This window comes from Shimia sediminis (genome assembly GCF_003990645.1).
Taxonomy (GTDB): domain Bacteria; phylum Pseudomonadota; class Alphaproteobacteria; order Rhodobacterales; family Rhodobacteraceae; genus Shimia; species Shimia sediminis.
The window spans coordinates 360,452-383,280 of the sequence record NZ_RYZK01000004.1; the positions used below are offsets into that span (position 1 = coordinate 360,452).

Annotated in this window: 27 protein-coding genes; 14 read left to right on the plus strand and 13 right to left on the minus strand. The window is 57.0% G+C overall.

Annotation, left to right across the window (positions count from 1 at the left end; all coding sequences use genetic code 11):
* Positions 1-49: 49 nt before the first annotated feature.
* Entirely contained in the window at positions 50-1,063 is a 1,014-nt protein-coding gene (locus EK369_RS11775) for a helix-turn-helix domain-containing protein (protein ID WP_127114428.1), read from the minus strand.
* A 400-nt stretch (positions 1,064-1,463) separates the two neighbouring features.
* Positions 1,464-1,652 (minus strand): ATP-binding cassette domain-containing protein, encoded by a 189-nt coding sequence (locus EK369_RS21785; protein WP_164726970.1) that lies wholly within the window; start codon positions 1,650-1,652, stop codon positions 1,464-1,466.
* 158 nt (positions 1,653-1,810) lie between these two features.
* On the opposite strand from EK369_RS21785, the gene EK369_RS11785 reads away from it, so the two are divergent.
* Entirely contained in the window at positions 1,811-2,614 is an 804-nt protein-coding gene (locus EK369_RS11785) for a phytanoyl-CoA dioxygenase family protein (RefSeq protein ID WP_127114430.1), read from the plus strand.
* A 350-nt stretch (positions 2,615-2,964) separates the two neighbouring features.
* Here EK369_RS11785 and EK369_RS11790 read toward each other — a convergent pair whose 3' ends face one another.
* From EK369_RS11790 to EK369_RS22300, 7 genes are all read right to left on the minus strand, one after another.
* Entirely contained in the window at positions 2,965-3,957 is a 993-nt protein-coding gene (locus EK369_RS11790; RefSeq protein ID WP_127114431.1) for an ABC transporter ATP-binding protein, read from the minus strand.
* Positions 3,954-4,988: a Gfo/Idh/MocA family protein gene (locus tag EK369_RS11795; protein WP_206198080.1), complete on the minus strand. Its 1,035-nt coding sequence runs from the start codon at positions 4,986-4,988 to the stop codon at positions 3,954-3,956. Before EK369_RS11795 ends, EK369_RS11790 begins: the two co-directional genes overlap by 4 nt.
* Positions 4,985-5,824 carry a carbohydrate ABC transporter permease gene (locus EK369_RS11800; protein WP_127114432.1) on the minus strand — a complete coding sequence of 280 codons (840 nt, stop codon included), beginning with the start codon at positions 5,822-5,824 and terminating at the stop codon, positions 4,985-4,987. Before EK369_RS11800 ends, EK369_RS11795 begins: the two co-directional genes overlap by 4 nt.
* Positions 5,825-5,834: 10 nt before the next feature.
* Positions 5,835-6,749: a carbohydrate ABC transporter permease gene (locus EK369_RS11805; protein ID WP_127114433.1), complete on the minus strand. Its 915-nt coding sequence runs from the start codon at positions 6,747-6,749 to the stop codon at positions 5,835-5,837.
* Positions 6,750-6,817: 68 nt separating this feature from the next.
* Positions 6,818-8,071, minus strand: a complete 1,254-nt coding sequence (locus EK369_RS11810; protein ID WP_127114434.1) for an ABC transporter substrate-binding protein — start codon at positions 8,069-8,071, stop codon at positions 6,818-6,820.
* Entirely contained in the window at positions 8,068-8,976 is a 909-nt protein-coding gene (locus EK369_RS11815) for an N-acetylmuramic acid 6-phosphate etherase (protein WP_127114435.1), read from the minus strand. The genes EK369_RS11810 and EK369_RS11815 overlap by 4 nt, the downstream gene beginning before the upstream one ends.
* 20 nt (positions 8,977-8,996) lie before the next feature.
* Positions 8,997-9,119 (minus strand): hypothetical protein, encoded by a 123-nt coding sequence (locus EK369_RS22300; protein WP_268920612.1) that lies wholly within the window; start codon positions 9,117-9,119, stop codon positions 8,997-8,999.
* Between the two features lie 21 nt (positions 9,120-9,140).
* On the opposite strand from EK369_RS22300, the gene EK369_RS11820 reads away from it, so the two are divergent.
* The 4 genes from EK369_RS11820 to nagA are packed head-to-tail and all read left to right on the plus strand — an operon-like array spanning position 9,141 to position 12,953.
* Positions 9,141-10,019 (plus strand): glucosamine kinase nucleotide-binding domain-containing protein, encoded by an 879-nt coding sequence (locus EK369_RS11820; protein WP_127114436.1) that lies wholly within the window; start codon positions 9,141-9,143, stop codon positions 10,017-10,019.
* A complete protein-coding gene (locus EK369_RS11825; RefSeq protein ID WP_127114437.1) occupies positions 10,016-10,765 on the plus strand; it encodes a GntR family transcriptional regulator in 750 nt (249 codons plus the stop codon). Before EK369_RS11820 ends, EK369_RS11825 begins: the two co-directional genes overlap by 4 nt.
* A 17-nt stretch (positions 10,766-10,782) precedes the next feature.
* The gene (locus EK369_RS11830; RefSeq protein ID WP_127114438.1) at positions 10,783-11,811 is read left to right on the plus strand and encodes an SIS domain-containing protein; all 1,029 of its coding nucleotides are present in this window, start codon (positions 10,783-10,785) and stop codon (positions 11,809-11,811) included.
* The gene (gene nagA, locus EK369_RS11835; RefSeq protein WP_127114439.1) at positions 11,808-12,953 is read left to right on the plus strand and encodes an N-acetylglucosamine-6-phosphate deacetylase; all 1,146 of its coding nucleotides are present in this window, start codon (positions 11,808-11,810) and stop codon (positions 12,951-12,953) included. The genes EK369_RS11830 and nagA overlap by 4 nt, the downstream gene beginning before the upstream one ends.
* A 116-nt stretch (positions 12,954-13,069) precedes the next feature.
* On the opposite strand, the gene EK369_RS11840 is transcribed toward nagA, so the two are convergent.
* Positions 13,070-14,008, minus strand: a complete 939-nt coding sequence (locus EK369_RS11840; RefSeq protein WP_127114440.1) for a LysR family transcriptional regulator — start codon at positions 14,006-14,008, stop codon at positions 13,070-13,072.
* A 147-nt stretch (positions 14,009-14,155) separates the two neighbouring features.
* On the opposite strand from EK369_RS11840, the gene EK369_RS11845 reads away from it, so the two are divergent.
* Both EK369_RS11845 and EK369_RS11850 read left to right on the plus strand, forming a co-directional pair.
* Complete coding sequence (locus EK369_RS11845) at positions 14,156-14,902, plus strand: class II aldolase/adducin family protein (RefSeq protein ID WP_127114441.1); 747 nt, start codon at positions 14,156-14,158, stop codon at positions 14,900-14,902.
* Positions 14,903-15,000: 98 nt separating this feature from the next.
* Positions 15,001-16,182, plus strand: coding sequence for a 3-hydroxybenzoate 6-monooxygenase (locus EK369_RS11850; RefSeq protein ID WP_127114442.1), 1,182 nt, complete (start codon positions 15,001-15,003; stop codon positions 16,180-16,182).
* A 343-nt stretch (positions 16,183-16,525) separates the two neighbouring features.
* On the opposite strand, the gene EK369_RS11855 is transcribed toward EK369_RS11850, so the two are convergent.
* Entirely contained in the window at positions 16,526-16,804 is a 279-nt protein-coding gene (locus tag EK369_RS11855; protein WP_127114443.1) for a hypothetical protein, read from the minus strand.
* A 262-nt stretch (positions 16,805-17,066) separates the two neighbouring features.
* Between EK369_RS11855 and EK369_RS11860 the strand changes: the two genes are divergently transcribed.
* From EK369_RS11860 to EK369_RS11870, 4 genes are all read left to right on the plus strand, one after another.
* On the plus strand, positions 17,067-17,333 hold the full coding sequence (locus tag EK369_RS11860) for a hypothetical protein (protein ID WP_127114444.1): 267 nt from the start codon (positions 17,067-17,069) through the stop codon (positions 17,331-17,333).
* A gap of 176 nt (positions 17,334-17,509) precedes the next feature.
* Positions 17,510-17,668 carry a hypothetical protein gene (locus EK369_RS21790; protein ID WP_164726971.1) on the plus strand — a complete coding sequence of 53 codons (159 nt, stop codon included), beginning with the start codon at positions 17,510-17,512 and terminating at the stop codon, positions 17,666-17,668.
* A gap of 385 nt (positions 17,669-18,053) precedes the next feature.
* Entirely contained in the window at positions 18,054-18,503 is a 450-nt protein-coding gene (locus EK369_RS11865) for a hypothetical protein (protein WP_127114445.1), read from the plus strand.
* 174 nt (positions 18,504-18,677) lie between these two features.
* Complete coding sequence (locus tag EK369_RS11870) at positions 18,678-19,259, plus strand: DUF2269 family protein (RefSeq protein WP_127114446.1); 582 nt, start codon at positions 18,678-18,680, stop codon at positions 19,257-19,259.
* A gap of 116 nt (positions 19,260-19,375) precedes the next feature.
* Here EK369_RS11870 and EK369_RS11875 read toward each other — a convergent pair whose 3' ends face one another.
* A complete protein-coding gene (locus EK369_RS11875) occupies positions 19,376-19,744 on the minus strand; it encodes an antibiotic biosynthesis monooxygenase family protein (protein WP_127114447.1) in 369 nt (122 codons plus the stop codon).
* A gap of 352 nt (positions 19,745-20,096) precedes the next feature.
* Between EK369_RS11875 and EK369_RS11880 the strand changes: the two genes are divergently transcribed.
* The 3 genes from EK369_RS11880 (at position 20,097) to EK369_RS11890 (ending at position 22,411) form a co-directional block, all read left to right on the plus strand.
* Positions 20,097-21,086: a TAXI family TRAP transporter solute-binding subunit gene (locus EK369_RS11880; protein WP_127114448.1), complete on the plus strand. Its 990-nt coding sequence runs from the start codon at positions 20,097-20,099 to the stop codon at positions 21,084-21,086.
* 52 nt (positions 21,087-21,138) lie between these two features.
* Complete coding sequence (locus tag EK369_RS11885) at positions 21,139-21,852, plus strand: dienelactone hydrolase family protein (protein ID WP_127114449.1); 714 nt, start codon at positions 21,139-21,141, stop codon at positions 21,850-21,852.
* A 148-nt stretch (positions 21,853-22,000) separates the two neighbouring features.
* The gene (locus EK369_RS11890) at positions 22,001-22,411 is read left to right on the plus strand and encodes a DUF4345 family protein (protein WP_127114450.1); all 411 of its coding nucleotides are present in this window, start codon (positions 22,001-22,003) and stop codon (positions 22,409-22,411) included.
* A gap of 22 nt (positions 22,412-22,433) precedes the next feature.
* Here EK369_RS11890 and EK369_RS11895 read toward each other — a convergent pair whose 3' ends face one another.
* Positions 22,434-22,793, minus strand: a complete 360-nt coding sequence (locus EK369_RS11895) for a YceI family protein (protein ID WP_127114451.1) — start codon at positions 22,791-22,793, stop codon at positions 22,434-22,436.
* Between the last annotated feature and the right edge of the window lie 36 nt (positions 22,794-22,829).

The window sequence follows — 22,829 nt, forward strand, 5'->3', positions numbered from 1 at the left end:
CGACCCTGCAATGCGGGCAAGCCCATGTCAACGCGACATCCCGTGTGGCCTAACTCTTGAGTATGCGCCTGCGATAAGCACTGGGGCTTTCTCCGGTCCAGCGTTTGAAGGCGGTCGAAAAAGCGGCCTGATCCGCATAGTCCAGGTAAAAGGCTATCTCGGCGATGTGAAAGCCGTCCTTGAGATAGGTACATGCAAGGTCGCAGCGCATGGCATCGACAATTTCCCGGTAGCTCAGGTTCTGTTCGCTCAGGCGTCTGGCAAACGTCCGGCGGCTCATGCCAAGGTTGGCGGCCATATCCTCGGCTGCCACGATACGGCCGGGCAGATTGGCGGCCAGAATGCCTTCAACCTGCGACCGCAAGTCATTGGCCCTGCGGCGATTGGCCGAGTGCAGCTGATTGCCGTATTGCTTCAGATGGTCACGCAGGCTTGGATCATAGGTCGGTATCGGCAGCTCCAACGTGCTGCGTGACAGCAACATCTCGCAGCGCTCTGCCCCAAAGACCACCGGAAAGCCCGCAATGCGCTCGATCTCTGCCGCGACATCGCGGGCCTGATGCGGCATCCGCATCTGCAAAGGGTAAAACTCGACACCGGTAATGCTCCGCATCCGGCCCAGCCCGCTGAACATCGTGAACTCGATATAGCGGTGAAACTTTGCGATACCTGGATCGGCAAGTTCGATCTCAAAAGAAGCCGCGTTGGATGTGACACGCAGCCCCAGCTCAAATGTCGGATCGAGCAGTGTGAAATACTTGCTCGAATTCTCTATCGCCTCCTGCAAGGTGCGCGAGTATTTGGTGATGTAGGCGTTCAGTGTCGTGTAATCGTTGTACCCCAGTCCTGCGCGCGCGCCGAAACTGTTATCGCCAAGAACTTCGCAGGCATGGCGCAGCATCATCGGTTCGGCGTTCTGGGCAAGGGTGACCGTATCATTGGCTACCTTGGCACGGCTCAGCCCCACCTTGGCCAGGGTGATGTCCCCGGCTTCGGTCGAGCCTGACACATCATCCATGGCCTGCAGCAGGAACCTCAAACGCTGCACGCGTAGATCTACCATTTTTTGGTGCTCCCCTCCCGATCATGGTCGCCCGGACAACCGGGCACATGCTAGGCAGGGTAGCGGTGTGCGAACAAAGGTCCAGCTTTTTGCCTGTTCGTACCCCTAAATGGCAAAAACCACGGCGCGGTCAGCCCTATACGTGTGTTTACATCTAGAATCTCGCAAGGCTGCTGTTCTCTTTCCTTCGGATTCAGGCCCGAATGCGGTTCGTCCGGCAGCAAAAGCCGTGACGCCGCTGCCAAGGTGCGAGCCAGCGCATCGCGATTTTGTCGCCCGTCGGTGATTTGCGATGGAATATCCGCCCCCTGCTCGGCCAACCCCACGAGGGCCGCATTTCACCAACCCGCGCATTGATTTCCGCACGGCTAAACACGTTGCCCCAAGCCTCTAGGCCACTTTATGTGCCACAGTCGGGTTGGGATACAGCGCGCAGCAACGTGGTCATACCGCACCCCGACGGACCTACAAAACAGACGAACTCACCCTCTGTGACCTGCAGGGAAATGCCCGACAAAGCCGTAAAGCTGTCAAAGCGTTTGGTCAGGGTGCTCAGGTCGAGATGGGGGAGAGAGGAGGTCAAAGTCACGAGCCCATGCGATGCATCAGATGGACGACACCAAACCTTACCTCTTTCGTGAAATCCACGCTCTTTTGCCCTTTTGCGACCATACCGCGACGCTAGCGCACTTGACGGCGTCGCGCTGACCTCGCACCACTGGGCGGACGCAGCCAAGGAGAGACCAGATGACCAACCCGTTGATCACCCAAGCCGACATCGACGCCTTTCAGCGTGATGGCGTTGTGTTTATCAAGGGTCTTTTTGCCGATCACGTCGACGCCCTTCGGGCCGGTGTGGCGCACAACATGGAACACCCCGGCCCCTTTGCCTCGGAAAACTTCAAAGAGGGCGAGTCCGGTCGCTTCTTTGACGATTACTGCAACTGGCAGGATATCCCCGAGTTTCGCGAGGTGATTGCCAACTCTCCTGCCGCCGAAGTCGCCGCCGACCTGATGCAATCCCAATCGGTTCAGGTCTTTCACGATCATGTACTGGTCAAGGAACCCGGAACCTCGCTCGCCACGCCCTGGCACACCGATGGCCCATACTATTTTGTTGAGGGCAAGCAGACCATCAGCTTCTGGTCCCCGCTAGATCCCGTCAAAGAGGCCACCCTGCGCATGGTCGCAGGCTCGCATCGCTGGGAGAAACCCGTGCTGCCCATGCGCTGGGTCAGCGAAGAAAGCTATTTCCCTAATGTCGACGACTACATGCCCGTGCCCGATCCGGACGCCGAAGGCATGAACGTGCTCGAGTGGGAAATGGAGCCGGGTGACGCCGTGGCCTTCAACTATGACATCCTGCACGGCGCGCGTGGCAACACCTCGGACACCCGCCGCCGCGCCTTTTCCCTGCGCCTCGTCGGCGATGACGCCCGCTACGTCGAACGCCCCGGCCGCACCTCGCCCCCCTTCCCCGATCACGACATGCACCCCGGTCAGCGGCTCCGCGAAGACTGGTTCCCGGTGATCTGGCCGAAGTCTGTCTAGAGTCAGGACGCAAAGAGAAGAAAGTGCCTGCAATACTAAGGGCTATTCAGGAAGGAATTGACGGGAAAGACGAATGGGCCCTTTCAAATCTCCTGGGTCAGTGCAACGTTTTCTGTCTGCGCGTGACGCCATCAACAACCAATTTCATTTGCAACGTCATCTGCCCCCGCTCAAATCTAAGCCGCTTACACGCCAAGACGTTTGCCGAAGGGAATGAGATTTCTGTCGTTCAAGTTAGGGCTGTTTCAAGTCCGCTGACCTGAACGGGTTATGGCAACAAAGCCACGCAGACAGTCGTTACAATTGGGTCGGCGCATTAAGCCCACCGGATCAATCGGCGCCGGGCGCGTTCAGCGCAAGCGCCCACCGTCCTGATCAAAGGCGTATGTACTTTCCGGCTTGAACCCGAGCCGCAATTCCTCGCCCACTGTCACCTGATGCTGACCAAACAATCGCGCGGTGATCTGATGGGTGTTCGCGTGGGCAATGACATTTGTGTCACCGCCAAGATGCTCAACGTGGCTGACACGCACCGCAAGCGGGCCTTCTTCTGCCAGGAACAGATCCTCGGGCCGGATGCCCATCGTATGATCGCCGCCGTTCAACAGATCACCGGGCAGGAAGTTCATCGACGGCGAGCCTAGGAAACCGGCCACAAACTGATTGGCGGGGTTGTTGTAAAGCTCCATTGGGCTGCCGATCTGCTCGACACGACCATCACGCAGAACGACGATCTTGTCCGCCAGCGTCATGGCCTCGGTCTGGTCATGTGTCACGTAGATCATCGAGGCGCCCAGTTGCCGGTGCAGGTTGGCAATCTCGATGCGGGTGTTCATGCGCAGGGCTGCATCAAGGTTCGACAGAGGCTCGTCGAACAAGAACAGTTTGGGTTCGCGCACGATGGCGCGCCCGATGGCAACCCGCTGACGCTGCCCGCCCGAAAGCTCGGCTGGGTAGCGGTCGAGGTAAGACCCAAGGTCCAGCATCTGTGACGCCTTTTGTACGCGCCCCTCGATGACCGCCTTTGACTGGCCTTCCTGCTTGAGCGCCAGGGTCATGTTGCCGCGCACATTGAGGTGCGGGTAAAGCGCGTAGCTTTGGAACACCATGGCGATGCCGCGTTTTGACGGCGGAGTTCGGTTGACCTGTGCGCCTGCGATGTGGATGTCGCCGGATGTCGCATCCTCGAGTCCGGCAATCACGCGCAAAAGCGTGGACTTACCACACCCCGAGGGACCGACGAAGACGACGAATTCGCCCTCATCCACTTCGAGGCTGATGTCTTTCAGAACATGCACGTCACCGAAGAACTTGTTGACGTTTTTCAGGGAAAGAGCGGTCATTTCAGCGCCTCCTCAAGCGAAATGGGCTGGCCGGTGCGGATGCTTTCGTCCGCAGCCAGACAAACAGCGAGCGAGCTTACGGCGTCGCTCATGTGGCGGGTCAGGTCGATGTCATCGGTGATGGCGCGCAGCATGAATGCCTGTTCAGCGTCGCAAAGCACCTGATGCCCGGGCTCTTCCGGCATGTCGATGCTGCGGTCGCCTGATGGCGTATGGACAAGAATGCCGCCGACACGGGTGTGGCCATCAATGTCCGACGAGGCCCCCTTGTTGCCCTCGGTAATGGACACCGCGCCGTTCGGGCTGACGATGTCCTTCACGAAAAAGGCGGTTTCCGACATCATTGGGCCCCATCCGGCTTCGTACCAGCCAACGGATCCGTCCGCAAAGACCACCTGGAACTGGCCATAGTTGTACATGTCGGGCGCGATTTCATCGCTGAGCCGCAGCCCCATGCCATGCACCCGCACCGGTGCAGCATCGGTGATCTGGCACATGACGTCCACATAGTGCACGCCACAATCCACGATGGGAGAGGTCGTTTGCATCAGCGCTTTGTGGGTTTCCCATTCGTCGCCCGTGCTTTGCTGGTTGAGGTTCAGGCGGAACACATAGGGTCCGCCCAGGGCGCGCGCCTCGTCAATCAACCTTACCCACGAGGGATGGTGGCGCAGGATATAGCCGACGACAAGCTTGCGACCGGTACGTGTCGCTGTTTCAACCACGCGCTTTGCATCAGCCACGGTCATCGCGAGGGGTTTCTCAACGAAGACATGCGCACCGGCCTCCAACGCGGCAATGGCATAGTCGGCGTGGGTGTCTGTATAGGTCGCGATGATCACCAGGTCCGGCGTCGTCGCAGCGAGTGCCGCGCCAAAGTCGGTGAACATGGGGTAGCTGGCGAGATCAGCGTGATCGACCCTGCCCGAGCGGGTCACCAGTCCGACAATGTTGGCTTTGGGATCGGCATGGTGTGCCAGTGCATGGCTGGCGCCCATGTTCCCCAACCCGGCGACAAGCACGCGGATCATTTGACTGCCCCCGACGTGATGCCTCGGATCAACTGACGCGAGAAGATAACGTACAGCACCAGCACCGGCAGGATCGCCATGGACAGCGCCGACAGCACTGCGTTCCAGTCAGTCACGAACTGGCCGATGAAGACCTGCGATCCAAGCGTCAGCGTTTTCGTTTCTTCCGCCGGAGCCAGGATCAGCGGAAACCAGAGGTCATTCCAGATCGGGATCATGTTGAACACCGCAACGGTTGCCATCGCAGGACGCACCAGCGGAACCACGAGGCGGAAAAAGATCGTGTATTCGCTGAGCCCGTCGATGCGACCGGCGTTTTTGAGGTCGTCCGAAACCTGGCGCATGAATTCGCTTAGGATGAACACCGCCAGCGGCAGGCCCTGTGCCGTATAGACCAGGATCAGCGCCCAAAGAGTATTCACCAACCCTGTAGCCACCATCATGTCCAAAATCGCAACGGTGCCGATCCGGATCGGGATCATGATCCCGAGTGCCAGGTAGAGCCCCATCAACAGGTTGCCTTTGAACCTGTACTCGCTCAGCGCATAGGCTGCCATCGCACCAAACAGCAACACGAAGAACAGTGTGGCCACGGTCACGATCATCGAGTTCTGGAAGTAGAGAAAGAAATCCCCCTGCTTCATCACAGTTTCATAGCCAATGGTCGAAAAGCTCTCGGAATTCGGCAGCGCCAAAGGCTCGCGGAAAATCGACCTGCGTTCCTTGAACGAGTTTATAATGATGATGAAAACAGGGAACAGCGCGATCAATGTGTAGAGGATCAACGCCCCATGCATCATCACGGTGTTAAGGGGGTTTGAGCGGGCCTTGTTCATAGCGTCACCCTTACAGCTGATAGCGGCGCATCCGGGTCTGGATGCCAAAGAGGTAAATGCAAACACCGATCAGGATGATTGCGAACATCGCACCGGCAATAGCGGATCCCATGTGCGGATCGCCAAGTTGAAGCTGGAAGCCAAAAAAAGTGCGATACATGAAGGTCCCCAGGATGTCCGTTGAAAAGTCCGGGCCCGCCAGCGCTCCTTGTGCGGCATAAATCAGGTCGAAGGCGTTGAAGTTGCCAACAAACGTCAGGATCGAGATGATCCCGATCGACGGCAGGATCAGCGGCAGCTTGATCTTCCAGAACGCGGACAGGCCGGTAATCCCGTCAACCTCACCCGCCTCGAGTATTTCCTCGGGAATGGTCAGAAGGGCTGCGTAGATCAGCATCATCGGAATGCCGATAAACTGCCAGACCGAGACAAGCGCCAGGGTGGTCAGCGCGTATTCCTCTTTGCCAAGCCAGGGCGCATAAAGCGACTTGAGGCCGACCCAGTCCAACATGCCGGGCGCGATGCCCCAGATCGGCGAAAGGATCAGTTTCCATGCAAAACCGACAATAACGAAGGACAGGATGGTCGGGATAAATATCGCCGACCGGTACAAGGCCGCGAACCGCAGGCGCGGATGACTGAGCAGCGCCGCCAATGCGATGCCAATCGGGTTCTGGACCAGCATGTGCACAATGAAGAACCAGAAATTGTTGCCAAGCGCATTCCAGAATTGCTCTGACCAGATCGGGTCAAAAAACAGGGTTCGGAAGTTTTCGAGGCCGACAAAGACGCGTTCTTGGTCAACCCGTGAATACAAAGCAAGCCGGAGCGTGTTGAACAACGGGAAAACCATCACGGCGGAATAGACAATGACGGCCGGCGCAAGGAACACGAGAATATGCCAGCGGATGCGAGCCTTGTTCATGGGTCAGTCTCCGGGATTGAGAGGCCCCGGGCGCATCCGCGTCCGGGGCGATGAGCAGTGTCGGGAGGTTACTGCTGCGGCGTGTACCAGCTGGCCAAGCCGTCCTGAAGTTTCTGGCCAAGTTCTTCAGGAGACGATGCCCCCTTGATTGCGGCCACGGACGCACCCCAGGTGTCATTCTCCAGGTTCGGTGTCCCGCGCGACAAGATCTGATAGGTGGAGCGGATCGTGCTTTCGCACTCACCACGCCAGCTGACGAATTCTGCCGCCAGCGGATCGGCAATTTCGACAGGCGCCGACGACAGCGGGAAGAAGCCCGGCAGAGCGTTGGCAAAGATCGTGGCGAACTCTGGGCTGGCGACCCAGGCCAGGAACGTCTGGGCTGCTTCCGGGTTGGCAGTTGCCGCATTCATGCCGATGCCAATGTCGGTATGATCCGAGATATAGCAGGTGTCACCAGCCTTGCGCACCGGTGGCTTGAAGGCGCCCATCTCAAAATCTGCGAGGCTGTTAAAGCCCGAGACTTCCCAGGACCCGGCAGGATAGATCGCTGCGCGGCCGAGGGTAAAGATGTTCTGGCTGTCGGGATAGGTCTGCGCCTCGTAGCCGTCACCAAGGTACGCGCCCCAGCGGGCCAGCGTTGCATAAGGCGCGACCCAGGCTTCGTCGGTCAGCTTCTGGTCACCGGCGATCAGGGCCAGGCGACCCTCTTCACCTTTCCAATAGTTCGGACCGATGTTGTTGTAGCCCATCGTGGCCGCTTCCCATTGGTCGTTGGTGCCCATGGCCATCGGGATATAGCTGCCGTCGGCCTTGATCGCCTCGAGCGCAGCAAAGAACTCGTCCTCGGTTTCGGGCACCGCGATGCCGAGGTCGGCAAAGGCATCCTTGTTGTAGATGAAGCCGTGGATCACCGAAGCCATCGGCACGCAGAAGCTGGCCGAGCCGTCGTCTGTCTGCCACGCGGATTTCGCGACATCCGAGAAGTTGCTCATCGCGTCCAGACCGCTGAGGTCGGCAAGGTGGCCTGCTTCATAAAGCGCCAGCGATGCATCGAAGGGGCGGCATGTGATGATGTCGCCTGCAGACCCTGCGTCGAGTTTCGAGTTGAGAACAGCGTTGTATTCTGCCGGGGCCGAGGGTGTAAAGTTCACCTTGATACCGGGATTTTGGGCTTCGAAGGCCGGAATGATTTTTTCCTGCCACAGCTTGAGGTCATCGTTGCGCCAGCTTTCGATGTTCAGCGTTACGTCGTCTGCCAGCGCGCTCGTGGTGGCGAGCGCAGTTGTAAGCAGCGCGATTCCAATTGTGTTTCGTGTCATGACATCCTCCCTTGGGTGCTTGATTTCAGTCGCGCCAGCGCGGCGCGCAGATTTCCTTCGGTTTCACGAAGAAGAGCTCGGGCGGCATCGGGGGTTTGCCCTGATGCAACCAAAACAGCGGGTTTAACGAGGCCACCAGAGACGTCGAGTGCGGCGGCGGCCGTATCCTCGGCCACCCCGGCAACGTGCGAGACGATACCAGTGGCCCGGGCGCGCAGTTTGGTGTTGTCCGCACGCAGGTTCACCATCATGCCATCATGGACATGACCAAGCTCGATCGCCATGAGGGTCGAGAGCATGTTGAGCGCGATTTTCTGGGCCGTTCCCGCGCCCATGCGCGTCGACCCTGACAGCACCTCGGGTGGGGTGGCCAGCAAGATCGGGTGGTCGGACATTTCCAGCAAAGGCGATCCGGCATTGTTGGCAATCGCGATAACCTTGGCCCCGGTCGCGCGCGCAAGTGCGGCGGCCTTCAGAGTATAGGGCGTGGTGCCGCTGGCCGAGACCGCGATCACGGCGTCGTCAGCGCCCAGCCCGCCCAGCGCCCGGTCAAGGCCCGTTGTTTCGTCTTCGGTGCCACCGGGCATTTCGACGCCCGTGGGCAGGCCACCGGCCATGTGAATACGCAGTTGATCCGGGGATATCGAAAAGGTGCCACCCAGCTCCTGGGCATCGGCAGCAGCCATCAGGCCGGACGACCCGGCTGCGACATAGTGAAGAGTGCCACCCGCCCGTAAAGCCCGCGCCAGCATACGGGCGCCACCGGCAATGTCCGATGCAACAGCGCGCACTGCCTCTGCCGCGGCGATCTGCCCGTCCACCAGCAACACCGCCGCCTCGGCAAGCGGGCGGCCATCAAGACCCTTCGCCTGATCGTGCAATGCTTCGGTTCCCGGTATCGGCATGTGATTCCCCCTTTCGCCGATTAAATACCATTATAATACCTTTTGTCCATCATTTCTTTTCGGCGCAGAGTTTCGGTAAGTTTTTCAGCCATTTCAGCCATTTCAGCCAATTTGGCACGCTTTAGGTCTTTCGTTTGGTTCATAGGTATTATATAGGTATTGTTATGAACAAGCCCAATCATACCAACGTGCTGGCCGTCGATGGCGGTGGAACGCGGTGCCGCGTTGCGCTGCGCACGGCAGGGCGTGTGCTGACGGCAGAGACCGGATCAGCCAATGTCACGAGCGACTTTGACGGCGGCGTGGCCCAGATCATGAAGGCACTACATGCCCTGTCAGAGCGGGCGGGCATCGGGCTTGATGCACTTGCACGCTATCCGGCATTCGTTGGTCTGGCGGGCGTCACTGGCCCGGAAATTGCCGACCGACTGCGCGCCGCGCTGCCATTTCAGATTTTGCGCGTGGAGGACGACCGGCTTGCCGCACTGCGCGGCGCTCTTGGAGATCGCGAGGGGGCCGTTGCGCACTCTGGAACCGGGTCGTTTTATGCAGCGCAGATTGCCGGCACCGCCCGGTTCTCGGGCGGCTGGGGGCCGGTTCTGGGGGATGAGGCCTCAGCGCAATGGGTTGGCCGGACTGCGCTGCGCCTTACGCTCGAGGCAGTTGATGGGCGCGCGCAAATGACAGCGCTGAGCGAGACACTGTTGGCACAACTCGGAGGGGCTGCCGGGATTGTCAGCTTTGGTCGCACGGCCCGCCCACCTGAGTTTGGCGCACTTGCACCGATGGTGACGCAGGCAGCACAAGAGAACGACCCCCTGGGCACACGTATCATGACAGATGGGGCATCAGAAATCGCGCGCAGCCTGTCCTCTATCGGGTGGCAGCCGGGATTGACGATCTGCCTGACAGGCGGCATTGCCCCTCAGTTCCAGCCTTATCTGCCCCCAGAGATGCAGGTCGATGTTGCGCCGGCGGCAGGTGAGCCCCTGTCCGGCGCGCTGGAACTGGCCTGTGAACTTGCAACGGAGATGTCCTCATGAATGCCGCCGAGTTTCTGCGCCCCGAAGCCTGGCTCGGCCAAAACGAAGGCCCGCGCTATGTGCAATTGCGCCAGAGGCTGGAAAGCGGCATCGAAAGCGGTTTGCTGGCCCCCAATTCTTCGCTGCCGCCCGAGCGCGAGATTGCGGAAATCACCGAATTGTCCCGGGTCACGGTCAGAAAGGCCATCCAAGAGCTGGTGCGTGAAGGGCTGATCGAACAGCGACAAGGCTCTGGATCTTTCATCCGCGAGCCGATGAATCGCATGGAGCAGTCACTGTCGCATCTGACCTCGTTTACCGAGGACATGGCCGGGCGCGGCATGGAGACCACGTCGCTCTGGCTCGAAAGAGGGGTTTTTCTGCCGACACAAGCGGAAAAGGATGCGCTCAACCTCTCTGATGGTTCCGAAGTGGCCCGCATTCATCGCCTGCGTGAAGCAGGGGGACGACCCATGGCGCTCGAGCGTGCCTCGCTGCCGCTCGACGTGCTTCCCAACCCGCTCGAGGTGACCACATCGCTTTATGCAGTGCTCGATCAGAGGGGGGTACGCCCGGTCCGGGCTGTCCAGAAGATTTCCGCAATCAACCTCGAAGCGCGGGAGGCTGGCCTGTTGCATGTTCCGGAAGGAGCGGCCGGACTTTCCATAGAACGCACCTCTTACCTGGCCAGTGGTCGGGTCGCTGAACTTACCCGCTCGCTTTACCGCGGCGACGCCTACGATTTCGTGGCCGAGCTGCGCCTTTGAGAGAAAGGCTGCCAAACATGTCAACAATGCCCACCCTGATGCACCAGGAGGTGCGCGAAATTCCGTCGGCCGTAGAGCGTCTGCTGACCGAGGGCGGCGATGCCATCCGAGCGGCCGCCGCCCTGGCCCGCGACACCGATCCGCGCTATTTCATTTCCGTCGCACGCGGGTCATCCGATCACGCGGCGTCATTTCTGAAATACGCCAGCGAACTGTTGTTGCGACTTCCCATGGCGTCGGTGGGGCCGTCTGTCAGCTCAGTCTACGGGGTCACGCTTGAGGCGCGAGGTGCCGTTGGCATCTCGGTTTCGCAATCGGGCCAGAGTCCTGACATCGTGGCCATGACCCAGGCATTGCGCGACAGCGGTGCCCTGACCGTCGCAATCACGAACAATGCTGCTTCGCGGTTGGGTCAGACCGCAAATGTCACCCTGCCGATCCACGCCGGTCCGGAACTGAGCGTCGCGGCCACCAAAACCTTTGTCACGTCGCTGGTGGCCGGGCTCTGGTTTCTGGCTGAACTCTGCGAGGATGACGACCTCTTGCGCGCAATTCGCGCGTTGCCCGCGTTTCTTGAGCGTGCCACGCATTGTGACTGGTCTGCTGTCGCCGCGGCAATCGACGGTCGGTCGCTATTTACCATTGGTCGCGGCCCGTCCTGGGCAATTTCCAACGAGGCCGCGCTGAAATTCAAGGAAACGTGTCTCATTCATGCCGAGAGCTACTCGTCGGCCGAGGTTCTGCACGGCCCGGTTTCGATTGTCGGCCGTGGTTTTCCGGTGATCGTCTTTTCCGCGCGCGACAAGGCCGAACAGAAAGTGGCCGAGACTGCAGATGCGCTGGCCGACAAGGGGGCAAACGTTTTTGCGGTGACTGACAAGACCAACCGCGCAACGACACTGCCTCATGTACGCACCGACCACTGGCTGTGCGACCCGATCCCGGCCATTGTCTCGTTTTACGCGATGGTTGAAGAAATTGCGCGGGCTCAGGGCATCAATCCCGACAAGCCCCGGCACCTCAACAAGGTCACTGAAACGGTATGACCATGGCTTCTCTCACCTTCAGAAATGGCCGCATTTTCGACGGGGTGGACCTGCACGAGACGCAGGCCGCGCATTTTGAAAACGGTCGGTTTGCCGGACTTGTCCCAGAGGCCGACATGCCCAGCGCGGAACAGGAGATCGACCTTGGTGGAGACATCCTGTTTCCCGGTTTCGTGGATCTTCAGGTGAATGGCGGCGATGGTGTCCTTTTCAACTCGGATCCGTCGGTCGCAACGCTCCGGCGCATGGCCGCGGCCCATCGCAGGCTGGGGGTCACAGCCTTCTTGCCAACCCTGATTACCGATACAAGGGACAAGACCCGCGCGGCCGTCAACGCCACGCAAGAGGCCATTCGCATGGGCGTTACGGGCATCGCCGGTTTGCACCTCGAAGGCCCGCATTTGTCGATTGCGCGCAAAGGGGCTCATGATGCCACCCTGATCCGGGCCATGGAAGCCGAGGATCTGGACATTTTGCTAAAGGCGGCAACGGCCCTGCCCCGGCTCAAGGTCACCGTTGCGCCAGAAAATGTCACCGAAGCACAGGTCACAGCTCTGGCGGAGACGGGCGTTCTGGTTTCTCTCGGGCACAGCGATGCAGATAACGCAACCAGCGCGCGCTATATCGCTGCCGGGGCGCGGTGCGTCACACATCTGTTCAACGCCATGAGCCAGCTGGGCAACAGGGAGCCGGGGCTTGTGGGCGCGGCCCTGTCCAACGGCAATGTGCACGCGGGCCTGATCGCAGATGCGGTACATGTACACCCCGACACAATTCGCGCGGCATGGAAGGCCAAGACGGGTCCCGGACAGATCTTTCTCGTCAGCGACGCAATGGCCGTGGCCGGGACAGATGCAACCGAGTTTGAACTCGGTGATCGCTTGATCCGGCGCAACGCAGGTGTTCTGACTCTGGCTGACGGAACCCTTGCAGGTGCGGACCTTGACCTGTCGACGGCGGTGCGGGTGATGGTCGAAAAGGTCGGCGTAGATTTGGCTTCAGCTCTCAGGGCTGCCACCTCGATACCCGCGGCACTGGTCGGGCTGGATTACCGGTTCGATGAGATTTCAAACGTGGTCAGGCTGACCAGGGGCCATACTGGTGGCACGTACATAGTGCGGGATGCCGTGATTGCCTCTTAGGTGGCGCTGATTTGGATTGTGTAAGTAAAACCACCCCCAATAAACAGGCAAGACCGCTCGGAGAGGCAGTGTGCCGACGCTTGGAAACGCTTGCTAGGAACCAGTTTGTTCTTTCTTCAGGGCAATAGCTCGTCCTGATTCAGATCTCTGATTTCCGAACAAATGTAGTCAATGAGCTTCTTCTGAAATGCGCTGAGAAGCCGGTTCTGTCGTTGCACCAAATAAATTGGAAAGGCCAGAGACATCCCGGGCGTTCTGATTTCTCGCAGCGTTCCCATTTCCAGTTCGTCCATGACGGAGGATTTGAAAAGAAACGCGATACCTGCGCCAGCCCGGACGGCCCGTTTGATTGCCTCTCCGTGCCCGAGCTCCAGTGCTACGTTGCTGCGTGTGAGGCCATGTGTCATGAGCGCGTAGTCTTCGAGATCCCGGCGTGCAGAGTCAGTTTTGGCCGTCACAAACGGAAGATTCACAAGCTTTTCTGGGGTTACGTGGTCACCGACAAAAGTGGTTTTTTCCGACCCAGCCAAGATCAGTCGTTCCTTGTACAAAGGGGTCACATTCAGTCCACCAACACCGTGTATCTGGTCGATAATCGTCAAACCAAAGTCACAATCGCCACTTAGTACTTGTTCGCTGGCGAGCTTCGGGCTGGCGACCTGAACTGAGATGTTGCTTTGTTCGTGGCTTTGCTTGAACCGAGATACGATCGACGGCAAAATGTATGACCCCAATGTCATGGATGCCGCGATTGAGGCATTGCCGATCTTGCCCGACTTTCGGTCCTTGAGCTCTTGTTCCAGCTCTCGCGTCTGCGACACGATTTCCTTGGCCCAGACATATATACGCTTACCATCCTCGGTAAGCGTGATCCGCCGCCCATTGCGCTGTGTCAGTTGAACGCCCAGTTTCTCCGAAAGAGATTTGATATGCGTTGTCACCACCGGCTGGGCAATTCTACACGCCTCGGCCGCGCGCGACACGCTTTCCAATTCGGCGACGTGGCAAAACACTTCCAATTTGTGGAGTGTAAGTTGGCTAACAAGCGACCGCATTTAGATACCTCCAAGATAGTGCCTGTCTGCGCATGGCGAGCGCGCAAAGATACATTCGCTCCAAGATATGAATCGGCGCCATACTATATATTTTTCACCAGCCAACAACCTTTCTAGTCTGCATCTAAAATATACTTGGAGATCTAGATGCCTCTTGACCATGCCTCAAAAAACGACACTCAGCTTGTTGATGCAGCGATAACCGAGCTGGTTCTGGCCAACAGAATTCTCGCGAGAGAGGATGTTATCGACAGCTTTGGTCATGTCAGCGTACGGCATCCATTGCGGAACGATCGTTACTTTCTGTCCAGATCGCGCAGCCCGGTAAATGTGACCCGTGAAGATATCATGGAGTTCACGCTGGAAGGAGAGTTGATCGGTGAAGATCACCGCAGACCCTACAATGAGCGCCATATTCATGGGGCCATCTACAAAGACCGGCCAGATGTGAATTCGGTTGCACACCACCATGCCCGCTCGATCATCCCCTTTACCATGAATGATGTGTCTCTTCGTCCCATCTTTCACATGTCTTCGGTCATCGGAAAAGAAGTTCCAACCTGGGACAGCCAGGACGAATTTGGAGACACCAACATGCTGGTCGATCGAATGGACATGGGGCACTCGCTCTCTCGCACGCTTGGACAAAACCGCGTAGCCTTGTTGCGGGGGCACGGGTGTATCTGCGTTGCCGCCAACTTGCGGGCAGTCTGCATGGTCGCAACTGGCTTGAAAGACAACGCAGCGTTGGTGCAGCAGTCGCTGGCATTGGGTGAACTCAAACACCTGACAGACGGGGAAATAGACAAAACCAGCGCGATGTTGCTGGGCGACATGCCTCTTGCACGCGCCTGGGATTTCTGGGTGTCACGCGCAGGGTATGCCGGTCTGTAGCACGCGTCGGGTCCTCAACAAGACAACAGCGGCAGAGGGACATCTGCAAGTGAGGGTCGCCTGTGCGCCCTCTCGGCAAATTGACTAGGGAGGCAATTGTGCCATTAGAGCCTATTTTGATTGCAGGTGCCGGAATCGGTGGCCTGGCAACCGCTGCCGGACTCGCCCGAAAAGGCTTCCGGTCAATTGTCGTCGAGCAGTCTCGCATTCTGGGAGAAATCGGGGCGGGCGTGCAGATTGGCCCGAACGCGTTTCACGCCTTCGACTACCTTGGTATCGGGGATGAGGCGCGATCAAAGGCAGTTTTCGTGGAGTCCTTGCGACTCATGGATGCAAAAAGCGGCGATTCCATCACCTCAATCCCACTGGGAGAGGAATTTCGACAGTGTATGGGAAATCCCTATGCGGTTATTCATCGCGCGGATTTACACACAGTTTTGCTGGATTTCTGCGAAGCAAGTGACCTGATCGACATCCGCACAAACACCTTGGTTAGCGGTTATGAACAAGACGGCAAAAGCGTCAGTCTGCATACTTCGCAGGGCACCATCAATGGCGCGGCCCTGATTGGCGCGGAAGGGCTTCGCTCACCGATCCGCGCACAAATGATTGGTGACGGCGAGCCCAGGATTTCAGGCCATGCAACCTACCGGAGCGTCATTCCTACCGAACGGATGCCAGAGGAACTGCGATGGAATGCAGCCACTTTGTGGGCAGGCCCCAAGTGCCACATCGTCCACTATCCGTTGAAGGGCGGAAAGGTCTACAACTTGGTTGTCACCTATCACCGTGATCTGCAAGAGAACATCTCGGGGCGTCCTGTGAGCCGCAGAGAAGTGATTCAGGGGTTTGAAGATATCGCCCCGCAGGCCCGTCAGATCATTGAACACGGGCAGGATTGGAAGCTTTGGGTGCTTTGCGATCGAGACCCGATTTCCAATTGGCGCGAGGGTCGCGTTGCCCTTCTGGGAGATGCTGCACACCCAATGTTGCAGTACTTTGCGCAGGGGGCGTGTATGGCTTTGGAAGATGCAGTGTCGCTGTCCCATTGCATGGAAAACTACGGGGGTGACATTGAGAATGCGCTGGAGACTTACCAAAATCAACGGCGCGTGCGGACCGCTCGGGTCCAGATGAACTCGCGCCTGATCGGTGACTATATATACCACCCCGATGGCACCAAGGCCGCCGTGCGTGATCACGTGATGTCGAACATGACGACCGAAGAATGGTGCAATCAGCTTTATTGGTTGTACGGCTCAAACGGGCTTGAGAGCTGACAACCACCCACACGGACAAAGGCCGCGGCTCTTGCAGTGGTTGGCAGTGCTGCACGCCCAACCCGTCGATTGTATCTTTGCACCGAACAGAGTTACGCAAATCCTGCGAACGAGTTGATTACGCTCCGAGGTGGTTCGTACCAATTCCCTGAGGATTGACATCGTGGCTGATTCAAATGCCCAACTCGACAGCCGCCAGTTCCACTGCCGTCCATAATTGGCCCGTAGGGCTGCCTCAACGCAGCTACGCGTGTCACTCCTTTGCTAAAAGTCCTGCACACGCCAACCAAAGGATTCGCCAGGTCTGCCGATGCACGACGACGGGTCCGTGTCGTGCAAGCCTTTAGTCGATCTCGTTGCCCTCCGGGAGATCATTTGTGGCGGCCCCTTGTGTCAAAACCATGTCGCTGCGGCGAGAAGCTTTCACAGAAACTTCTGTACTTTTCGACTTCTTTCCGGCCCATTTTGGGCGTTTTTCTTTTTGAGGATTGTGTGGATTTTGGGAAGCAACAAGAACTTTATTCCGACTTTTCAAGAGGAAACCATAACAACAAAGCGCTACCCTTGCGTTTGGCACCTGCTGCCACAGCAACCATGGTGTTGGCTGACGAACATCGGTCATGAGGCGCCGGCCGGCAGGCCAGTTGCCCTTAGGCATAGCTGGCATCTAAAATCTTGCGAGCACGGGCCTTCTCGAAAGCTGTCTTTCAAACGAGTCTTTCGGTATCGCGTAGAACCGTATCTGTGTTTCGCGGGTAACAACGGTGCCGAACATGCAAGTGGCAGCGGCAGCATTGTACAGTTCGATGCTCAGACAGTTCGACTAGGTGCCCTGTTTGTCAAATTCCTGGACCCAAGCACCTTGTTTGCCCTTGGTGCGTTCTATGAAAATACGGACACCAAAAAGCATTGGCGTAGCCGATCGGACGTATACCGGGTGGGGCTTGCGTGCTGACGTTCTGAAACAGTTCAACCAAAACTGGGGTATGTCCGCGCGAATCGAGTACATGTTAGGTGAAACGGATATTTCACTGCCCCAGAGCCCGGCATCGACGCTCACCCGGAAACAAGATGACGACCGGCTGTACGTTCAATCTGAGCTGGTGGAGCATTTCGATAAGTCACACATCGGCTGGCTTCCGCAGGGCTGAGTGCTGACCCCGATCGCGGGTGTCCTGTACCAAAAACCTGGATCGAGAAGACCGCGGATAATTTCGGCAATCGGTGTTCCGGTGTTGATGGACCAGTGATGCGTTACGGCAGCGTCTGGGCGAAGGCGAGAATCTCCAAAGCGCTGACGCCGGGAACATAGTCACCCAAGGCCACATTGGGTATCGAACATGAGCTTGTAAACGATTTGGATGAGTTTCTGGACGACCCCACCTATGGCATTGTTGAACTTGGCATAACCTACCTGACCAGAACCGGCGGGAACTTTGACATTACTTACTCGGTCCGCTTTGGGCTTGACGGCGTGCGAAAATAAAATGGATTCGCGGTCGCCTACATTCAAATGTTCTAGATATCTTGGCGGCACCGTGTAGGCCAAAGGGCGGCATTTTGGGCCGCCGCTTGAGATAGTGCTCCACGCAATGTGCACCTAAGAACGGCCACTTTGGTCGCCTTTGTTTCAATAGGCTCCACCTTAACCCAAAGCTGCAATCGCCCAATTTCCGCACCTGAAGCATTCAGAACCCGAGAACAGAGAGCTATGGCTCTTCTGTTGCCGGACTTGCAGCCCATTTTTGAGCGTAGGGTTGTATTTTTTGCATAGCTTACTATATAAACGGCAAGACAAGGCTAGATGCACCGAAACCCGGTAAAAACAACATAGCTCGCTATTGTAGTGAACTTAAGAATGGAGATGTCCCGTGAAACAGAAAATCCACCCAATTGCAGGCGCGCTGGCCTTTTTCATAATCGCCGGCTTCTGGTTTTCCACCGTTGCAGTTGAGCTCTTCGGAACCGAAGCTCAAGTCATAGCAGTTAAATCATCAATCCCGTGGGGGTTTTTAGTGCTGGTGCCAGCGATGGCTGCTGTTGGTGGCTCCGGCTTCTCTCTTGCAGGCAAACGACGCGGTGGAGTTCTAGGAGCCAAAGCTCGGAGGATGCCAATCATTGCGGCAAACGGAGTTCTGATCCTAATTCCTGCGGCGCTCTTTCTTGCAGCAAAAGCCAAGTCTGGTGAATTCGACAGTACCTTCTATCTCGTCCAGACGCTCGAATTGTTCGCTGGCGCAACGAACCTAACCCTCTTGGGCATGAGCATGCGCGACGGACTGCGTTTAAAAGGCCGCCTCCGCCGCAAAGCGAAGGTATGAGGTATGAGGTATGAGGTATGAGGCCTGCCAGCGCAAAAGGCATATCCCTGCAGTTTGCAAGACATTGATTGGATTACACGTAGCCGTGGGCCGAAAGGGTACAGATTTGCCTGTTCGACTGGGCCCAAACCGAACACAAGCCCATCTATCTCGCACATCACCAGAGGCGCTCAAATGCTATTCACTTTGATGAAACTCGCACATCTCATTGGAATATTGCTGGTTTCTGCCGGGCTGTTTTCCGTGTTGGTTCAGGACATCCTGTCACGTCGCATGGCAACACAGGAGTCTCATTTCAGCGCTGTTCGCGTGATGACTGTGTCTTACAATGCGCTGACCCTGCCCGGGGCCGCTGTCCTTTTTGCTTCAGGGGGGTGGCTGATCGCGAACTATTACGGGCCCATCGAGGTATTGGTTACACCGTGGCTGGGGGGCATGGTTGGGCTGTTCTCATTGTGGCTTATTGTTCTACACGTGAAGGTGCGGCTTGACCTGCGGCGCCTTGGGCGATTGTTTAATGTCGACCACACGCTTCGCGACATCGAGACCCTTCGCAACAATGGTTTCTCGATGTTTGTCCTAGGCTTGGATGTCTCGCTCCTGATCCTGATCCTGACGCTCGGAACCTTCCAACCTCAAAACTGGGTGATGGTCCTGGCAGGCATCGGATTTGCGTTGGAATGGGCGTTGATAGCAACGGTTTTCCTGCCCGGATTTAACGAACGTGCCAAGCGCCGGAACACAGGGGCCTTTTAGCATTTGCCCGGGCACCCGCAAAACACCGCTTGAGGTGATGGGTCGTTGCGCGCCCGGCATGGTGACCAAGGCCCGAGGAACAGACGTTCCGGGCCTTGGCTGTTTTTTTGAGATCGCTATGCGACGCAGAAACCGGGCACTGCAAGTTTCGAGAACAAGTGCGGACGCACGACCGCGCTTTCGGGGTATTGTCCAATCCGGGCTTGGAACTCTGGGTTGGTGAATGCATTGCGGAAAGACTCCACATTTTCCCAGATCGCGTAGTTCATGTAGCTCCCGCTTCCTGCGAGGCCTTTGTGCATCTGCGTGGAAACGTAACCCGGTTGCGACTTCATGAAACCGGCGTCATGCGCCCAAGCCTTGATCAGCGCATCTTCGTCTTTTGGGTCGATGGAAAAAACATTGACCAACACGACCGGACCTTCACTGGTCGCAAGTTGGTCGGCCAGTGTTACGACCTCATCAAGTTCTACAAGTTTCGCCATTTCTTTCTCCTGATTGGTTGGTTTTGATCTATCGAAGGGTGTACTGCTCGGTGCTTCTCGGAGCGCTCAAGTCGCTGCAAAGTACTATGACTAGTCTCAAAGGGCTCATGCTGTTCTGCGATCAACATAGCCTGCTATTGTTTTGTAGCCGATTCTATAGCCTCTGTCACTTAGATCATACATTTCAAATGCCCATTATAGCTCGAGCTGGAATGGCTCGTAGAATTCACGAAAGCAGACTAACGCTGATCAGCCACTTTATTCTCCATTTTTCCCACTTTATGGGAATACAGACATTGCTAATGTAACATCTATCCTATAAATAGGCAATGAAAATAGGAAATGACCGAAAATGACCTCTGACCTCTCCAAGCTAAATGAGCCCAGACTTGATCGCAGTGTTCGACTGAATTTTACAGGCGACTGGGGGCAAGCCAACTTTCACCGAATTTGTTCTTGGCTGTGTCAGGAGGTCTGCGATCGCACGGAAAAAGGATCGCGTGTTGCAATCTGGAACCTGATTGCCGGAGCCGATTCACCGATTGCGGTTTCCAACGGCGAAGTCGACCTATGCATTGCGACCCCAGTACAGATGCTACCCGGAGCGCTGACTGGCGAGGGAGTTTTCGAAGGAAATCCGCTCCCAAGACTGCGCGCACTCGCCGTTCTTCCGCAAACAGACCGTATGGTGTTTGCCATTGATCCAAAGTTCGGCGTATCCACTTTTGAAGAGCTGCGCGAAAAAAAACCGCCAATCACCCTGGCCACGTCAGAAGATGACGGGACAAATCTGATTGGCTACACGGCAGCACGTTACCTTGAGGCGCATGGCATCGATCAAGCCACTCTGGAATCGTGGGGGGGAAAGCTGATCACGGACACCCGACCCGAGCAGTCCGTTTTCCGCATGCGCGACGGTGAAGTCGATGCCTTGCTGCAAGAAGCCTACATGACACCTTGGTGGCGGGATGCAGTGGCAAATCGGTCATTGGTGTTTCTGCCCGCCGAAGACGCTGCGCTTGACGCGCTGGAGACCAAGTTTGGCTGGCCGCGCGCCGTTATCCCCGCGAATTTCTGGGAGGGTCAAACCGAGGACATGCCTGCTCTGAACTTCTCTGACTTTGCGGTATTGGTGCGCGACGACATGCCCGAAGATCTGGCCCATTTGCTGACTTGGTGTCTTGTTGAGACACGTGAGGTGATCGAACAGCAATTCCGTCACATTCCAGCCCATCACAGCCCATTAAGCTATCCGATCGTACCGGAACGCATGGCAAATTCGCCCATCCCCCTGCACCCAGGCGCAGCTCGTTACTACAAAGAAGCAGGCGTTACCGGGTAACTCCCTCCCCTAAATTTTAAGCGCGCATTGTCGCGCAAAACGGAGCAAATCAATGGCAATTGAAAGCACAACCATCACTATCGAAGCATCAGATGGTCAATCTTTTTTGGCGTACCGCAGCAGGCCTGTATCGGATGCTCCCATCGGCGGACTCGTCCTGATTCAAGAAATTTTCGGAGTGAATGACAATATCAGAGCTGCCTCGGACTGGTTTGCCGAGCAAGGATACGATGTCATTGCACCTGACATGTTCTGGCGCCAGGAACGCAGTATCGAACTGAATGCTGCTCTGGAAGAGGATCGCAACAAGGCAATGACCTTGATGCAGGGCTTCGATCTGGAAGCGAGCCTGGGCGACATGGATGCCGCGGCGGCGCTTCTTCGCGAGGACGGCAAACTCAAGGGTAAAATTGGTGTTGTTGGTTACTGCCTTGGTGGCCGCGTTGCCTTTCGCATGGCAACGTCGAATGCGGCGGATGCCGTCGTGTGCTTTTATCCTGTGGCAATCAGCCAAGACCTCGACACAAGCACAGGCCCGCAGGCACCGCTGTTGATTCATCTTGGCGCTGATGACCATCTGTGCCCACCAGAAGCCCAAGCTGCCATCACAGCCCATGTTGAACAATCAAGCGGAAGCACGGTGACGGTACACGAAGGCGTTGGTCACGCATTCGCCCGACTAGGACGAACAGGCCGCGCAGAAGAAGCTGCTGTTTCCGCCGAAGCCGCGACACTGGACTTTTTCCAAAACCATTTTGGCGCCTGACAGGAAACACCGCCAGTACCAAACTTTGGTAGCTGAAACGACCTCAAGGGTAGAATTCAAAGTTCGGCACTTGACCTCATAAATCTTTCAAAAAGGGGCGGCATGTTCCCGCCCCCAATCTGCAGTCTCGTTACTTGGGAGAACCTAAATGTCCACCAAAACACGAAAAACCTTGTCGTGGGTTCCTAGAGCCGCATTGCTTCTGTGCGGCTTGATCATGTGCCTTGCCGGAGTAACAGGCGTTTTGGATCCCAGCGTTATCAGCGGGACGGCCGTTCTGGCACCCGATGGTATCACCAGTATTCGGGTTGATTTTGGAGGCTTCCACCTAGGGTTGGGGCTGTTTGCCCTCTATGGTGTTTTCTTTCGCTCGTTCCTCAAGCCTGGCTTGGTAGCGGTTTGCACCACGTTGACTCTTGTCGTCGTCACTCGGCTGCTGGGGATCAACTTCGATGGTTTGAACGATGCCCAGATCACGATCCTGTCCAGAGAACTGGTGCCGTTCACCCTGTCCATCGTCGGCCTGCTCAGCCTTTTTCTGGTATCCAGGCCCGCATAGAACGCCTGAGTGTACGCGTGGATCAGCTCGCCTTCTTGGCTTCGATCGAGATGAATTCATCAACTTTGTCGCTGACAACGGACGCATACATACCCAAGCCAGAATTCCAACGAATCAAGGAGATTGTCGCGCTTACAGTCGAACAATCTTTTTGCTCTTTATTGTAAGAGCCCGCTTTGAGCCATTTGGCACCAGGATTAAGCGTCACAGATTGGGCCGCGCCATTCATCATTGGGTCCCTTGAGATCAGGGCTGCAATCTCACCCGTCACCGCAATATGTATCGAAGCAAAGGTGATGTGGTCTGCTGTAGATGCAGAAAAGAAATCTCCACCAACCGTGAAATTGGCATCTCGTTTCTCAAGGCCGGTAAACGGCCACAATACGGGAGTCGAGAGCGGAACGCGAGAGGCAACCGG

Excerpts from the sequence above, each read along its gene's own strand:
- EK369_RS11775 (WP_127114428.1), bottom strand. The coding sequence starts at position 1,063 with ATGGTAGATCTACGCGTGCAGCGTTTGAGGTTCCTGCTGCAGGCCATG.
- EK369_RS11785 (WP_127114430.1), top strand. The coding sequence starts at position 1,811 with ATGACCAACCCGTTGATCACCCAAGCCGACATCGACGCCTTTCAGCGT.
- EK369_RS11790 (WP_127114431.1), bottom strand. The coding sequence starts at position 3,957 with ATGACCGCTCTTTCCCTGAAAAACGTCAACAAGTTCTTCGGTGACGTG.
- EK369_RS11795 (WP_206198080.1), bottom strand. The coding sequence starts at position 4,988 with ATGATCCGCGTGCTTGTCGCCGGGTTGGGGAACATGGGCGCCAGCCAT.
- EK369_RS11800 (WP_127114432.1), bottom strand. The coding sequence starts at position 5,824 with ATGAACAAGGCCCGCTCAAACCCCCTTAACACCGTGATGATGCATGGG.
- EK369_RS11805 (WP_127114433.1), bottom strand. The coding sequence starts at position 6,749 with ATGAACAAGGCTCGCATCCGCTGGCATATTCTCGTGTTCCTTGCGCCG.
- EK369_RS11810 (WP_127114434.1), bottom strand. The coding sequence starts at position 8,071 with ATGACACGAAACACAATTGGAATCGCGCTGCTTACAACTGCGCTCGCC.
- EK369_RS11815 (WP_127114435.1), bottom strand. The coding sequence starts at position 8,976 with ATGCCGATACCGGGAACCGAAGCATTGCACGATCAGGCGAAGGGTCTT.
- EK369_RS22300 (WP_268920612.1), bottom strand. The coding sequence starts at position 9,119 with ATGAACCAAACGAAAGACCTAAAGCGTGCCAAATTGGCTGAAATGGCT.
- EK369_RS11820 (WP_127114436.1), top strand. The coding sequence starts at position 9,141 with ATGAACAAGCCCAATCATACCAACGTGCTGGCCGTCGATGGCGGTGGA.
- EK369_RS11825 (WP_127114437.1), top strand. The coding sequence starts at position 10,016 with ATGAATGCCGCCGAGTTTCTGCGCCCCGAAGCCTGGCTCGGCCAAAAC.
- EK369_RS11830 (WP_127114438.1), top strand. The coding sequence starts at position 10,783 with ATGTCAACAATGCCCACCCTGATGCACCAGGAGGTGCGCGAAATTCCG.
- nagA (WP_127114439.1), top strand. The coding sequence starts at position 11,808 with ATGACCATGGCTTCTCTCACCTTCAGAAATGGCCGCATTTTCGACGGG.
- EK369_RS11840 (WP_127114440.1), bottom strand. The coding sequence starts at position 14,008 with ATGCGGTCGCTTGTTAGCCAACTTACACTCCACAAATTGGAAGTGTTT.
- EK369_RS11845 (WP_127114441.1), top strand. The coding sequence starts at position 14,156 with ATGCCTCTTGACCATGCCTCAAAAAACGACACTCAGCTTGTTGATGCA.
- EK369_RS11855 (WP_127114443.1), bottom strand. The coding sequence starts at position 16,804 with ATGACCGATGTTCGTCAGCCAACACCATGGTTGCTGTGGCAGCAGGTG.
- EK369_RS11860 (WP_127114444.1), top strand. The coding sequence starts at position 17,067 with ATGAAAATACGGACACCAAAAAGCATTGGCGTAGCCGATCGGACGTAT.
- EK369_RS11870 (WP_127114446.1), top strand. The coding sequence starts at position 18,678 with ATGCTATTCACTTTGATGAAACTCGCACATCTCATTGGAATATTGCTG.
- EK369_RS11875 (WP_127114447.1), bottom strand. The coding sequence starts at position 19,744 with ATGGCGAAACTTGTAGAACTTGATGAGGTCGTAACACTGGCCGACCAA.
- EK369_RS11880 (WP_127114448.1), top strand. The coding sequence starts at position 20,097 with ATGACCTCTGACCTCTCCAAGCTAAATGAGCCCAGACTTGATCGCAGT.
- EK369_RS11885 (WP_127114449.1), top strand. The coding sequence starts at position 21,139 with ATGGCAATTGAAAGCACAACCATCACTATCGAAGCATCAGATGGTCAA.
- EK369_RS11890 (WP_127114450.1), top strand. The coding sequence starts at position 22,001 with ATGTCCACCAAAACACGAAAAACCTTGTCGTGGGTTCCTAGAGCCGCA.